Here is a 13,024-nt window from a genome sequence, read left to right on the forward strand (position 1 = left end):
GTTCCTTGTTACTTCTTGTTCAGGGCTTAGGCCAGAGTAAGGGCATCTTCCACCAAGGCTTTCTGCTGCTTGGCATGGACGGACATGTAACCAACCGCCGGTGAGGCGGACGCCGGACGACCGGCATAACGCAGGGTGGCTCCGGTCGGCAGCACGTCATCGTAGTTGTGACGGGTGCAGTACCAGGCGCCCTGGTTTTGCGGCTCTTCCTGACACCAGACAAAATCGGTGACGTGGCTGTAATCGTCCAGAATGGCGCGCACTTCCTCTTCCGGGAAGGGGTAGAGCTGTTCGATACGCACGATCGCCACATCCTTCTGCTCCGCCTTGCGACGGGCTTCGAGCAGGTCGTAGTAGACCTTGCCGGAACAGAAGACCACCCGCTTGACCGCTTTCGGATCCAGCGCGTCGATCTCGCCAATGGCGTTCTGGAAGGTGCCTTCCGCCAGCTCTTCGAGCTTGCTCACCGCCAGCGGGTGGCGCAGCAGGGATTTGGGCGTCATCACGATGAGCGGACGGCGCATCGGACGTACCACCTGACGACGCAGCATATGGAACACCTGCGCCGGGGTTGAGGGCACGCACACCTGCATGTTGTGCTGGGCGCACATCTGCAGATAACGCTCCAGACGGGCGGAGGAGTGCTCCGGGCCCTGCCCCTCGTAACCGTGCGGCAGCAACATGGTCAGGCCGCACATCCGGCCCCACTTCTGCTCACCGGAGGAGAGGAACTGATCCACCACTACCTGGGCACAGTTGGCGAAATCGCCGAACTGGGCTTCCCATATGGTGAGGCCAGCCGGCTCGGCGCTGGCGTAACCATATTCAAAGGCCAGTACCGCGTTCTCGGTCAGCACAGAGTCATACACCTCGAACGGGCCCTGCTCGTCGTGCAGGTTGCACAGCGGGGTGTAGGTGCTGGCATCGGTCTGGCTGTGCAGCACGGCGTGGCGGTGGAAGAAGGTGCCACGGCCGGAGTCTTCACCGGTAAAGCGGATGCGGGAACCCTTGTCCACCAGAGTGGCGTAGGCCAGGGTCTCGGCAAAGCCCCAATCCACCAGCTTCTCGCCCGCTGCCATCAGACGGCGGTCTTCGTAAATCTTCTCGACCTGACGCTGCAGCACGTGGGTTGCCGGATACTGGCTCACCCGCTCGCCGAGGCTCTTGAGGTGATCCATCGGCACGGCACTCTCATAGGCCATGTTCCAGTCGTGGCCCAGATACGGCGTCCAGTCGACGGAGTGTAGCTCCATCGGCCGCCACTCCTTGCTCACCCGCTCACCGCGATCCAGCGCTTCACGATACACGTTGACCAGTTCGGTCGCCCGCTCCTGAGCGAGGCTCCCCTCGGCCACCAGCTGATCGGCGTAGATCTTGCGCGGGGTCGGGTGCTGCTTGATCTTCTGGTACATCAAAGGCTGGGTCGCGCTCGGCTCATCCGCTTCGTTGTGGCCGTGACGACGGTAGCAGACCAGCTCGATCACCACGTCGCGTTTGAAGGTATTGCGGTAATCCAGCGCAATCTGGGTCACCAGCACCACGGCTTCCGGATCATCCCCGTTGACATGCAGCACCGGCGCCTGCACCGCCTTGGCGATGTCGGTGCAATATTCGGTGGAGCGCAGGTCACGGATATAGGAGGTGGTGAAACCAACCTGGTTGTTGATGACGATGCGCACCGTCCCGCCGACACCATAGGCGCGGGTCTGGGACATGTTGAAGGTCTCGGCCACCACGCCCTGACCGGCCATGGCCGAGTCACCGTGAATAGTGATGGGCAACACGCTGGAGCCATCCTTGTCACCGCGACGATCCATGCGGGCACGGACCGAGCCGATGACCACGGGGTTGACGATCTCGAGGTGAGAGGGGTTGAACGCCAGCGCTAGGTGGACGTTGCCACCCGGGGTGGCGAAGTCGGAGGAGAAGCCCATATGGTACTTCACATCACCGGTACCCCAGGATTCGCCATGCTTGCCGGCAAACTCGTCGAACAGATCCTGCGCGCGCTTGCCCAGCACGTTGATCAGCACGTTGAGACGACCGCGGTGGGCCATACCGATAACGGCCTCTTTGCAGCCCTGCTCACCGGCGCGACGGATCAGCTCCTTGAGCATGGGGATCATGGCGTCGCCCCCTTCCAGCGAGAAGCGCTTGGCTCCCGGGAACTTGGCGCCCAGATATTTCTCCAGCCCTTCGGCGGCGGTCAGGCTCTCGAGGAAACGGGTCTTCTCTTCGAGGGTGTAGCTCCCCTTCCCTTCAATGGATTCGAGGCGCTGTTGCAGCCAGCGCTTCTCTTCCGTGGAGGTGAGGTGCATGTAGTCGGCACCTATGCTGCCGCAATAGGTCTTCTTCAACGAGGCGTAGAGGTCGGAGAGCACCATGGTCTCGCGACCGATGGCGTAGGAACCCACATTGAAGGTGGCCTCCATATCTGCGCCCTGCAGGTTGTGGAACGCAGGATCCAGTTCGGCAACGGTTTCACGCTGCCACAGGCCCAGCGGGTCCAGATTGGCATTCTGGTGACCACGGAAACGGAAGGCATTGATCAACTGCAATACCCGCACCTGCTTGGCATCCACTTGCGGATCGGAGACGGGGGCACTGTAGCGAGAGGGATCCTTGGCCAGACGACGGAAATAATCGCGGACCTGGGAGTGGGGTTGTTCGACCGCATGGCCATTGACCTGGGGCAGCTCGCTAAACAGGCTGCGCCACTCATCGGATACGGAGTCAGGATTTTCCAGGAAGGATTCGTACAAATCCTCGATATAGCTTGCATTCGCACCAGCCAGGTGAGATGACTCCAACCAGGCCTTCATCACGCCGTTATGCATTTCTATCCCTTGTACTTCTTGTTACTGCTACGCAGCTTGTAGGGTTCAAACAGCCATCCTGCCACGGGTGGGATGGCTATCCGGAAGTCGGGCCAGCACAGGGCCGGCCCAAATACTAAACAGCCCGATTGAGCAACATCGACTTGATCTGGCCAATCGCCTTGGTCGGGTTCAAGCCTTTCGGACAGACGTTCACGCAGTTCATGATGCCGTGGCAGCGGAACACGCTGAAGGCGTCGTCCAGATTACCCAGCCGTTCGGTGGTCGCGGTGTCGCGGCTGTCAGCCAGCCAGCGGTAGGCGGCAAGCAGCCCGGCCGGACCGATGAACTTGTCGGGGTTCCACCAGAAGGAGGGGCAAGAGGTGGAGCAGCAGGCACAAAGAATACACTCGTACAGGCCATCCAGCTTGGCACGCTCTTCGGGGGATTGCAGGTGCTCACGCACCGGCGGCAACTTGTCTTCATTGATGAGGAAGGGTTTGACCTTCTCCCACTGGGTGTAGAACTGGGTCATGTCGATCACCAGATCACGGATCACCGGCAGGCCGGGCAAGGGGCGGATAACGACCTTGTTGCCCTTCTTCAGCAAATCGGAGAGCGGGGTGATGCAGGCAAGACCGTTCTTGCCATTCATGTTGAGACCGTCAGATCCACAAACCCCTTCGCGGCAGGAGCGGCGGAAGGCGAGCGTGGGATCCAGCTCTTTCAACTGGATCAGTGCATCGAGCACCATCATGTCGGAACCTTCAGGAATATCAAGATGATAATCCTTCATATGGGGGACGTTATCAACATCCGGATTGTATCTGTAGACAGAGAATGTGACGTTCATAGGGCTGGCTCCGCAATCAGTAAGTCCGAACCTTGGGCGGGAACGCCTCACGGGTCTTGGGTGACATGTTGACAGCACGACGGGTCATGGACTCGGTGTCCGGATGATAGAGGCTGTGGCACAGCCAGTTCTCATCGTCGCGATCCGGGAAGTCGAAGCGGCAGTGAGCACCGCGACTCTCGGTACGGAAGTTGGCGGCAACCGCCGTGGCAAACGCCGTCTCCATCAGGTTGTCCAGCTCCAGGCACTCGATGCGCTGGGTGTTGAACTCTTTGGAGGTGTCATCCAGACGGGCTGACTTGAGGCGCTCGCGGATAACCTTGAGCTCGGCCAGCCCCTCTGCCATCGCAGCCCCTTCGCGGAACACGGAGAAGTTGTTCTGCATGCAGCGCTGCAGGTCTTTGCGGATCTGCACCGGGTCTTCCCCGTCACGGCAATTTTCCCAGCGGTTGAAGCGGGCCAGTGCGGCATCCAGATCCGACTCAGAGGCATCGCGACCATGTTCCATCTCGCCCAGAGTGTTGACCAGATGCATGCCGGCCGCGCGGCCGAACACCACCAGATCCAGCAGGGAGTTGCCACCCAGACGGTTGGCGCCGTGCACCGAGACGCAGGCAATCTCGCCCACCGCAAACAGACCGACCACCGGCACATCGTTGCCGTTCTTGTCCTGGGTCAGGCACTGGCCATTCACGTTGGTCGGCACGCCACCCATCATGTAGTGGCAGGTCGGGATGATCGGGATCGGCTCTTTGACCGGATCCACGTGGGCGAAGGTGCGAGAGAGCTCGCAGATCCCCGGCAGACGGGATTCCAGCACCTCTTTGCCGAGGTGATCCAGCTTGAGCTTGATGTGCGGGCCCCAGGGACCGTCGCAGCCACGGCCTTCACGGATCTCGATCATGATGGAGCGGGCCACCACGTCGCGGCCGGCCAAGTCCTTGGCGTTTGGGGCGTAACGCTCCATGAAGCGCTCGCCATCTTTATTGAGCAGATAGCCGCCTTCACCACGGCAGCCTTCGGTTACCAGCACCCCAGCCCCGGCGATGCCGGTCGGGTGGAACTGCCACATCTCCATGTCCTGCACGCCGACGCCGGCACGCAGCGCCATGCCTACGCCGTCACCTGTGTTGATGTGGGCGTTGGTGGTGGACTGGTAGATACGACCGGCACCGCCAGTCGCCAGCACGGTGGCCTTGGCCTTGAAGTAGACGACTTCACCGCTCTCCATATCGATGGCGGTACAACCCACCACGTGGCCATCCTGGTTTTTCACCAGATCCAGCGCATACCACTCGGAGAAGACGGTGGTCTTGTTCTTGACGTTCTGCTGATAGAGGGTGTGCAGCAGGGCGTGACCGGTACGGTCGGCGGCCGCTGCGGTACGAGCAGCCTGCTCGCCACCGAAATTCTTGGACTGACCACCAAACGGACGCTGGTAGACAGACCCGTTATCGAAACGGGAGAAGGGCAAGCCCATGTTCTCCAGCTCATAGATAGCCTCGGGACCGGTTTTGCACATGTACTCGATGGCTTCCTGATCACCGATGTAATCGGAACCTTTTACCGTGTCATACATGTGCCACTGCCAGTTGTCGTCGTGGGCATTGCCCAGCGCAACCGTGATCCCGCCCTGAGCGGAAACAGTGTGAGAACGGGTTGGAAAAACCTTGGACAACAGAGCGCAGCTCTTGCCGGACTGGGCAATCTGCAACGCGGCGCGCATACCGGCACCACCGGCACCAATCACCACAGCATCAAATTCACGAGTTGGAATAGTCACCTTACACACCCCACAGCACGACGAAACCCGTCATCAGATAGACAAACAGCACCACGACCAGGGCAAATTGCAGCGCCCCGCGCAGCCCTACCGGCTTGATATAGTCGGTCAACACCTGCCACAGACCGATCCAGGCATGGATCAGTACGCAGAGCAGGGCCAACAGGGTGAATACCTTGGTGAAGGTATTGGCGAAGAAACCTGTCCACACCTCGTAGGTGATGTCGTTGAACGCGACAAAACTCACCAGATAGAGGACATAGCAGGTCATGATGAGGGCGGTGGCGCGGATCAGGATGTAATCGTGAACGCCGCTGCGCCCGAAAGTTGCAGAATTGGTTACCATACAAGCACTCCCGCCAATACAGCCAGGATCACGGTGATCACGAAGGCCACACGGGCACTCTGATTACCGGATTCCAGCTCTTCCCAATAGCCCATGTCCATGACCAGATGACGCAAACCGCCCACAATGTGGTAAGCCAGCGCAGTCAGGATCCCCCACAGCACGAGTTTGACCAGGAAGTTGTCCATGATGGCAACCACGGTTGCAAACCCTTCGGGAGAGGCGAGTGAAGTGCCAAGCATCCACAGCAAGATGCCCAGTGCCACAAAGGTAATAACCCCTGAAACACGGTGCAGGATGGAGGCGATGGCAGTGACAGGAAAGCTGATCGTTTGTAGGTCGAGGTTGACCGGTCTCTGTTTATTTTTCACGCTTGCCCACTCAGCTCTATTGAGCACGTTAGTTATTGTTTTAACTCACACTTGAGGGTACGGGATGGTGATTGTTGGCTATTTGTTACCAAAACACTCTGAAAAAGCCAAAACGCGAATTTTCGGTTTCACATCAGGCTTTGCCAAAGCGTTTCAAACACCAGCAGCCATGACCCACGTGGCGCAGTATATCGACGGCCTTAACCGAAGACAATCAAACAGCTACAAAGAAAACACAAAACCGCAAACTTGATCGCATATTTAATTTAACATTCCGTTAATGCCTTTAATGCCGCCCCAGCAAAATTGACATTGATAGGGAACTCTGTTTCAAATAGGGCGCTCCAGCCACCTCGGTATGGGTAACAACCTTTGCCAGCGTCATAAAAGTCGTAATAGAGTAGGACTGGAACCAAATTATAAAGAGCAAAGGAGACGTGCTATGGCTGATAAGATAGCCACCCTACACCTGCCCGGGAAAGATCCGGTTGAACTGCCGATCCTGTCTGGAACCGTTGGACCGGATGTTGTCGATGTTAGAAAGCTGGGTGGGCAAGGGTATTTCACCTTTGACCCGGGCTTTATGGCGACCGGTTCTTGCAAATCTGCCATCACCTACATTGACGGGGATCAGGGTGTCTTGCTGCACCGTGGCTACCCCATCGCCCAGTTGGCCAAAGAGTCCAACTACCTCGAAGTCTGCTATATCCTGCTCTACGGCGAGGCGCCCACCAAGGCACAGTTTGCCGATTTCCAGCGTACCGTGACCCGCCATACCATGGTGCACGAGCAGATTGCCTTCTTCTTCCGCGGCTTCCGTCGTGATTCCCACCCCATGGCCATCATGTGTGGTGTGGTGGGCGCACTCTCTGCCTTCTATCACGACGCCCTGGACATCAACAACGAACAGCACCGCGAGATCTGCGCCTTCCGCCTCATCTCCAAGATGCCGACCCTGGCGGCCATGTGTTACAAGTACTCCATAGGCCAGCCGTTCATGCATCCGCGCAACGCCCTCTCCTATGCAGGCAACTTCCTGCATATGATGTTTGCGGTACCGACCGAGGAGTACAAGGTCAATCCGGTGGTCGAACGCGCCATGGACCGCATCTTTACCCTCCATGCGGATCACGAGCAGAATGCCTCTACCTCAACCGTCCGTCTGGCTGGCTCCTCCGGTGCCAACCCGTTTGCCTGTATCGCCGCAGGTATCGCCTCCCTGTGGGGTCCGGCCCATGGTGGTGCCAACGAAGCCTGCCTGCGCATGCTGGAGGAAGTAGGCTCGGTGGATCGCATCCCCGAGTACATCGCCAAGGCCAAGGACAAGAACGATCCGTTCCGTCTGATGGGCTTCGGTCACCGTGTCTACAAGAACCATGACCCTCGTGCCACCGTGATGCGCGAAACCTGCCACGAAGTACTGACCGAGCTGCAGATCAAGGATCCGCTGCTGGACGTGGCCATGGAGCTGGAGCGCATCGCGCTCTCCGACCCCTACTTCATCGAGAAGAAACTCTACCCGAACGTGGACTTCTACTCCGGTATCATCATGAAGGCGATCGGTATCCCGATGAACATGTTCACCGTGATCTTCGCCATCTCCCGTACCATCGGCTGGATTGCCCACTGGAACGAGTTCCACTCCGATCCGGATAGCAAGATCGGCCGCCCGCGCCAGCTCTACGTGGGCCACCCGCAACGGGACTTCACGCCGCTTGATCAACGCTAATGAACTGAATCAACATGGTTTGTTACAAAGGCGGTCATTGACCGCCTTTTTGTTTGCCGCTTTAATGCCCTTTTAAGCTCAAGGAGCCCTTATGAAACCTCTGCTTACCAGCGCCGTCCTGCTGCTCACCGCCTGTCAGGGCACCACGGTCCAACAGGGTGAGACCCTCTATATCAACAGCCAGCTGGTCGATTGCGTCGGGGTTGGCCCGATGCAGTGCATGCAGGTTCGCAGCGACGAGCAGCAGCCCTGGACGCTGTTCTACCAGCAGATAGAGGGCTTCCAGTTCGAGCCGGGCTACGGCTATCAACTCATTGTCAGCAAAGAGCAGCTCACCGATGTGCCGGCCGATGCCCCCTCCCTGCGGTATAGGCTGATCAAAGTGGTGAACAAGGTCGCCAGCAAGTAACAAGATCAAAAAACGGGGGATGGCTGATGCCATCCCCCGTTGCTTTATGGGGACTGCGCCTCATCAGGCACGATCAGGTCGGCACCAGTGCCATATGCAGCAGCGGATAGGGCTTACCCTGACCATCCAGCGGCGAACGACCCGTCACAGTAAATCCCATCTTCAGATAGAAGCCCACCGCCTGTTCGTTCTGCTCATTGACGTCAACCAGCGTCGCGCCGCACTGGCTGATGGCATGTCCCACCAGCCGGCGACCCACGCCACTGCCGCGCACCGCCGGTGCCACAAACAGCATCTCTATCTTGCCATCGCATAGCCCGCAAAAACCGGCAATACGCCCCTCTTCTGTGCGGGCACAGTGCAGTGTCACCGCATCGAAGTAGTGCTCCAGAATAAGCGGTTTAAGCGCCAGGATCTCGGCCTCGGGCAGGAAGTGGTGGGTCGCCCGAACAGAGGCCTCCCACAGATCGATCAGGGCCGGATAATCGGCCCGCGTTGCAGTATCAATCTTCATCAATGACTCTTTGTTGCAGCCCGCAGGATGGCAATTGCCGCCCCGCGGGCCAATCTGATTAGCGCGCCTGCACCGCTTGCAGCAGCACCGACACATCGGCACCAAAGCTGCGGGTACGGATCGCCTCGCGGATATCCGCTTCGCTATAACGGCTGCCCGGATAGACCACCACACAGGAGGTGTCGCCGGGCTTGAGGAAGTGGGTCTCGCCAAACGAGGTATAACGGGTGGCGCCGATACTGATGAGCGCGTGGGGAGGATGCCCCGCCTGCGCCAGCAGCCCCTGAATGTGCTCCGCCGGCCCCTCATCCTGCTGATGTTTGAACTTGTCGATGGCCCAGTCGAGCAGCTTGCCGTGGAAGTAGCTGTAGTCGATGGCGGCGCTGTCTACCCCGTAAGCGTGCAGCTCGCCATCGCGCTCCAGATAGCAGGCGATGCGATAGTCATCGAGCTCGCAACCGACGGCAAAACCGGAAAGCGGCAGCAGATTGGCCGCCAATCCCTTGCTCTCTTCGCCCCAGTTCTTCTTCTCGCTGATCTTCTTGGCATTGGGACGACGGATGGAGCAGTCGTTATAGGCGCCAAAGGCACGGGGATGGATCGCTACCACCTGCTTGCCGGCATACTCCAGCTCGCACCAGAGGGCTACTTCCGGCTCGATCTGCACCTTCTCGTCACCACTGACCGCCGCCTCCGGCAGGAAGATAGCCTTGTCGCTCAACGGGAATACCCCGAGCTGACCCGGATGGCCCGGCACGAAAAAGGGGAACAGCGCCTTGGGCGCCGTGGTATCCCGCACGACTACCGCTACGAAGTCCGACGCTTCACCCGCCTGCTCCAGATGACCGGCGAAATTCCCCGCGACCCCGAGTCCGATAAATTTGCTCTCTGCTGCTATCTGCATCTTGCTCACCTGCATCTTGACCACGCAAGGTAGCAGGCCCGTCGCCCACTACCGCTAAAGTGGCAAGATTAAACCACAAGGGCCCCGCCTTCGCCCAGTCCGGCCCTGTCGTGGTGTGCGCCAGCCCACTTTTTTAGGGACGAGAAGGCTGTGGTGAAACAGCCATTGCGTACTCTTCCAGCTACGCTGGTCACCACGCAGGAAACAGTGCGTTTCCGGCATCTTCCCTCTTTCTCCTTGGGACTCAACTTCATCTTTGTTAGGCTGCCGGCATGCAAAACAACGGTGTGCTTGAGTGCGCCACTGCTCATCACGGCAACCCCATTGGAGAGAAAACGGATGATCGACAAACTTGCCTGGCTCACCTTTAAAGATCAGCAGCTGCTCTGCGCCCGCTCCCACGGCAAGGACATCTATTACATCCCGGGCGGCAAGCGGGAACCGGGTGAGAGCGACGAGGCAGCCCTGATCCGCGAGATTGAGGAGGAGCTGGCTGTTACCCTGCAACCCGACACCCTGCGCTTTGCCTGCGAATTCAGCGCCCAGGCCGATGGCAAACCGGCAGGTGTCGAGGTGAGACTTCGCTGCTACACCGGCGAAGCAAGCGGCACCCCCATCGCTTCGGCCGAAATTGCCGAGCTGCGCTGGCTCGACAGCTCTCACCTCGATGAGCTCTCCCCCGTCTCACGTCTGCTGTTTGCCTGGCTGGTTGAGCAGGGGTTGATCCGCTGACCCCATAGCCGGGAGCGATACAAACAAAAAAGAGGTGAACCAATGGCTCACCTCTTTTGCTTCAGACATGGCAGCAATCAGGGTAGTATCACCGCTCGCACCTCCACCTTCGGCGAATCAAACGCATCTTGCGCGGCGATGAGTTGCAGCTCGTAAGCCTGCTGGCGCCAGGTCTCCTGCAGCACCGCATCCACCGAGGCGTTGGTGCGTTCGAACGCGCTGACCGCATCGTGACCAGCAAGCAAATTCGCCAGCATCAGGGCGCTGATAAGATCGCCAACCCCCACCGGCTGGCGGGCAAAGTCATAGAGCGGACGGGCAATCAGGTAATCCCCTTGCGGGGTCGCCAGCAGCATCTCGAAGCGGCTGGAGTCCTGCGCCGCACGACCGAGATGCTTGACCAGCACCAGCTTGACGCCGCGAGCCAGCAGCTGATGGGCAGCCGCGCGGGTCTGATCCAGATCAGCCAGATGGGTATCGCAGAGGGTCTCCAGCTCCAGCAGGTTGGGGGCCATCATGTCGGCCACCGGCAACGCCTGCTCGGTCAGGAAACGGGTGACGCCAGGAGCGACGATACACCCCTTCTCCGGGTGACCCATCACAGGGTCGCAGAAGTAGATGGCATCGGGGTTGGCCGCCTTGACAGCGTTGACCACGGTCAGGATCTCGTCCCCCTGCTCGGCGGAGCCAAGGTAGCCACTCAGCACGGCGTCACACTGGCTCAACACCTCGATATTGCCCAATCCTTTCACCAGCGCACTGATATGACCCGCCGGCATCGCCATCCCCTGCCACCCCTGGGCATATTGGGTGTGGTTGGAAAACTGCACCGTGTTGATGGGCCATACATCCATACCAAGGCGGCGCATGGGGAAGACGGCCGCGCTGTTGCCGGCACAACCAAAGACCACGTGGGACTGAATAGAGAGAACGGATTTCATCGGGAATACCACAGCAAAGGATCAGCAAGGTGGGCAATATATCGGATGAAGATAACGATGCGCCACCTTGGCGCGGGATGAACAGGCAATTTCCTGACTAAAGACAGGTTTTTTACGCCATTTGGCCCACATCAACAAGGTGAGCGGAGCCATGATGCGCCGCGTCCGTCCGTCACATCCCGTTGTACTCAACGCCATGACGGGCAAAGTGATAGACCCATCCCTCATCACACGGCATGTCACTGGGTGGCGAAATCAGCTCAGGCAACACAGTCACCTTGCCACCAGCGGCATATTGCAGCGCCATCAGGGCGCAGAGCGCCGCATCGTAGCGATCGGTGCCTGCCAGCACGCCCGCGGGCAGCAAGGCCGCCAGATCGGGCCGTGCCGGAGAGGCCTTGCCGCCCACTTTGGCCAATGCCGGATAGACCTCCAGCACGGCGCGACTGGCCTTCGGGGCAACGGTCGGCACCAGTTGCAGATCCGAGAGTCGCGGCAGCATGGAGAGCGCCAGGGTGGCATTGTTGCCAAGCCGGTCGAAGGTGGCCGACAGCGGCTTCTTGCCGTACTGCTGATACAGCCAGCGCTCGCAGTCGCGATAGGCGTAGGGGTTGTCTATCTCACGCTCGGGAGCTGCGCAGCTATGTGGCTGGCCATTTAGCAGATCCCGCAAGGCACGGGGAAAAGCGAGTGGCGCATCGATACCGAGCGCCAGTTGCGGGCAGGCTTCTACCTGCATCAGGGTCAGCTCGTTTTGCAGGGCCGGACGCAGCAGAGCGGCCAGATCCGGCGCCACCCGCGAGCTTAGACGAAACAGCGGCGACACCCCAAGCCAGTGCCGGCGGTTGGAGTCGGCCTGCCAGCCCACCACGGCCACCGCCTGGGCGCTGCCCTGCCAGCCACGCACATCCCAGCCGATCCCGATTGCACTCATTTGCCCTGCCGTCATCAATTACCTCTGTTCGCCTGTCACAAGTTGCAAGAGGCACAGGGTAATCAGCAGATGCCTTTAACGCAAAGCGAACTGCCTTGGTCAGAACGATTTCTGGAAGTTCACCAGCGGCAGAATGGGGAACACGCCGTTGGCGGCATAGTTGGCCAGCCCGATCTGCAAGCCATCGAGGTGCTTGGTTGCATTGATAAAGCCAATCTGGAAGGTGGTACGCTCGGCATAGTTGACGAAGCCGACGTTGGCCAGCGCATTGCCCTTGGCGATATTGACCGCCCCCCAGTTAAGCCCCTGCACATTATTGGTCAGGTTGACCAGCCCCAGATTGACGCCGGTATCCTGCCCTTCGTGCCAGTTGATGGCGTTGATGGCAACTCCGCCAAACTGGTGGCGCACCCTACCGGCACCGAGAAAGATCCCGAGCTGCAGGCCGCTGAACTGATCCACATCGGAGAGGGCGAAGATCGGCAGATCAATACCCTTCACCTGACCGGTCCGACCGTAGAGCAGCGAGGCGCGCGCCCCTTCCACCTGATGGGACGCGGGCAAATTGACCCCGGGCAGCGAGACCTGCACCGGAGTACTGGCCTGCGCGACACAGCACAGGGTCAGGGCGCTGCATGCCAGCAGCAGGCGGGAGAGTGTCATGGAAAGTTCCTTGGGCCATTGAGAGTGAC

14 protein-coding genes are annotated in these 13,024 nt (G+C 59.5%); 4 read left to right on the forward strand and 10 right to left on the reverse strand.

Annotated elements, in window-relative coordinates; translation table 11 throughout:
• Window positions 1–26: 26 nt before the first annotated feature.
• The 5 genes from sucA to sdhC form a co-directional block, all read right to left on the reverse strand.
• Complete coding sequence (gene sucA, locus G5287_RS18565) at window positions 27–2,837, reverse strand: 2-oxoglutarate dehydrogenase E1 component (RefSeq protein WP_216953468.1); 2,811 nt, start codon at window positions 2,835–2,837, stop codon at window positions 27–29.
• A 115-nt stretch (window positions 2,838–2,952) separates the two neighbouring features.
• Window positions 2,953–3,669 carry a succinate dehydrogenase iron-sulfur subunit gene (locus G5287_RS18570; RefSeq protein WP_216953467.1) on the reverse strand — a complete coding sequence of 239 codons (717 nt, stop codon included), beginning with the start codon at window positions 3,667–3,669 and terminating at the stop codon, window positions 2,953–2,955.
• Window positions 3,670–3,685: 16 nt separating this feature from the next.
• On the reverse strand, window positions 3,686–5,452 hold the full coding sequence (gene sdhA, locus G5287_RS18575) for a succinate dehydrogenase flavoprotein subunit (protein ID WP_013723668.1): 1,767 nt from the start codon (window positions 5,450–5,452) through the stop codon (window positions 3,686–3,688).
• Window position 5,453: 1 nt separating this feature from the next.
• Window positions 5,454–5,798, reverse strand: a complete 345-nt coding sequence (gene sdhD / locus G5287_RS18580) for a succinate dehydrogenase, hydrophobic membrane anchor protein (protein WP_216953466.1) — start codon at window positions 5,796–5,798, stop codon at window positions 5,454–5,456.
• Complete coding sequence (sdhC, locus tag G5287_RS18585; protein WP_236340408.1) at window positions 5,792–6,169, reverse strand: succinate dehydrogenase cytochrome b556 subunit; 378 nt, start codon at window positions 6,167–6,169, stop codon at window positions 5,792–5,794. Before sdhC ends, sdhD begins: the two co-directional genes overlap by 7 nt.
• A 64-nt stretch (window positions 6,170–6,233) precedes the next feature.
• Here sdhC and G5287_RS18590 point away from each other — a divergent pair, with 64 nt between their 5' ends.
• From G5287_RS18590 to G5287_RS18600, 3 genes are all read left to right on the forward strand, one after another.
• Complete coding sequence (locus G5287_RS18590) at window positions 6,234–6,422, forward strand: hypothetical protein (RefSeq protein ID WP_216953465.1); 189 nt, start codon at window positions 6,234–6,236, stop codon at window positions 6,420–6,422.
• Window positions 6,423–6,611: 189 nt separating this feature from the next.
• A complete protein-coding gene (locus G5287_RS18595) occupies window positions 6,612–7,898 on the forward strand; it encodes a citrate synthase (protein WP_005346116.1) in 1,287 nt (428 codons plus the stop codon).
• Window positions 7,899–7,989: 91 nt separating this feature from the next.
• A complete protein-coding gene (locus tag G5287_RS18600; RefSeq protein ID WP_421231701.1) occupies window positions 7,990–8,307 on the forward strand; it encodes a DUF4377 domain-containing protein in 318 nt (105 codons plus the stop codon).
• Between the two features lie 73 nt (window positions 8,308–8,380).
• On the opposite strand, the gene G5287_RS18605 is transcribed toward G5287_RS18600, so the two are convergent.
• A complete protein-coding gene (locus G5287_RS18605; protein WP_421231702.1) occupies window positions 8,381–8,821 on the reverse strand; it encodes an acetyltransferase in 441 nt (146 codons plus the stop codon).
• Between the two features lie 58 nt (window positions 8,822–8,879).
• Window positions 8,880–9,725: a DUF5718 family protein gene (locus G5287_RS18610; protein WP_421231703.1), complete on the reverse strand. Its 846-nt coding sequence runs from the start codon at window positions 9,723–9,725 to the stop codon at window positions 8,880–8,882.
• A gap of 339 nt (window positions 9,726–10,064) precedes the next feature.
• Here G5287_RS18610 and G5287_RS18615 point away from each other — a divergent pair, with 339 nt between their 5' ends.
• Window positions 10,065–10,457, forward strand: coding sequence for an NUDIX hydrolase (locus G5287_RS18615; protein ID WP_139478043.1), 393 nt, complete (start codon window positions 10,065–10,067; stop codon window positions 10,455–10,457).
• A gap of 77 nt (window positions 10,458–10,534) precedes the next feature.
• Here G5287_RS18615 and pdxY read toward each other — a convergent pair whose 3' ends face one another.
• The 3 genes from pdxY to G5287_RS18630 all read right to left on the reverse strand — a co-directional run bounded on the left by pdxY (window position 10,535) and on the right by G5287_RS18630 (window position 12,995).
• Window positions 10,535–11,398: a pyridoxal kinase PdxY gene (pdxY, locus tag G5287_RS18620; RefSeq protein ID WP_216953460.1), complete on the reverse strand. Its 864-nt coding sequence runs from the start codon at window positions 11,396–11,398 to the stop codon at window positions 10,535–10,537.
• A 172-nt stretch (window positions 11,399–11,570) separates the two neighbouring features.
• Window positions 11,571–12,347, reverse strand: coding sequence for a DUF429 domain-containing protein (locus G5287_RS18625; protein ID WP_421231704.1), 777 nt, complete (start codon window positions 12,345–12,347; stop codon window positions 11,571–11,573).
• A gap of 84 nt (window positions 12,348–12,431) precedes the next feature.
• Complete coding sequence (locus G5287_RS18630; RefSeq protein WP_320546028.1) at window positions 12,432–12,995, reverse strand: VC2662 family protein; 564 nt, start codon at window positions 12,993–12,995, stop codon at window positions 12,432–12,434.
• Window positions 12,996–13,024 lie beyond the last annotated feature (29 nt).

Origin of the sequence: Aeromonas sp. 603079, from assembly GCF_049172135.1 — a bacterium.
In the GTDB taxonomy this organism is placed as follows: Bacteria; Pseudomonadota; Gammaproteobacteria; order Enterobacterales; family Aeromonadaceae; genus Aeromonas; species Aeromonas veronii.

Excerpts from the sequence above, each read along its gene's own strand:
- sucA (WP_216953468.1), bottom strand. The coding sequence starts at position 2,837 with ATGCATAACGGCGTGATGAAGGCCTGGTTGGAGTCATCTCACCTGGCT.
- G5287_RS18570 (WP_216953467.1), bottom strand. The coding sequence starts at position 3,669 with ATGAACGTCACATTCTCTGTCTACAGATACAATCCGGATGTTGATAAC.
- sdhD (WP_216953466.1), bottom strand. The coding sequence starts at position 5,798 with ATGGTAACCAATTCTGCAACTTTCGGGCGCAGCGGCGTTCACGATTAC.
- G5287_RS18590 (WP_216953465.1), top strand. The coding sequence starts at position 6,234 with ATGGTGATTGTTGGCTATTTGTTACCAAAACACTCTGAAAAAGCCAAA.
- G5287_RS18595 (WP_005346116.1), top strand. The coding sequence starts at position 6,612 with ATGGCTGATAAGATAGCCACCCTACACCTGCCCGGGAAAGATCCGGTT.
- G5287_RS18600 (WP_421231701.1), top strand. The coding sequence starts at position 7,990 with ATGAAACCTCTGCTTACCAGCGCCGTCCTGCTGCTCACCGCCTGTCAG.
- G5287_RS18605 (WP_421231702.1), bottom strand. The coding sequence starts at position 8,821 with ATGAAGATTGATACTGCAACGCGGGCCGATTATCCGGCCCTGATCGAT.
- G5287_RS18610 (WP_421231703.1), bottom strand. The coding sequence starts at position 9,725 with ATGCAGATAGCAGCAGAGAGCAAATTTATCGGACTCGGGGTCGCGGGG.
- G5287_RS18615 (WP_139478043.1), top strand. The coding sequence starts at position 10,065 with ATGATCGACAAACTTGCCTGGCTCACCTTTAAAGATCAGCAGCTGCTC.
- pdxY (WP_216953460.1), bottom strand. The coding sequence starts at position 11,398 with ATGAAATCCGTTCTCTCTATTCAGTCCCACGTGGTCTTTGGTTGTGCC.
- G5287_RS18625 (WP_421231704.1), bottom strand. The coding sequence starts at position 12,347 with ATGACGGCAGGGCAAATGAGTGCAATCGGGATCGGCTGGGATGTGCGT.
- G5287_RS18630 (WP_320546028.1), bottom strand. The coding sequence starts at position 12,995 with ATGACACTCTCCCGCCTGCTGCTGGCATGCAGCGCCCTGACCCTGTGC.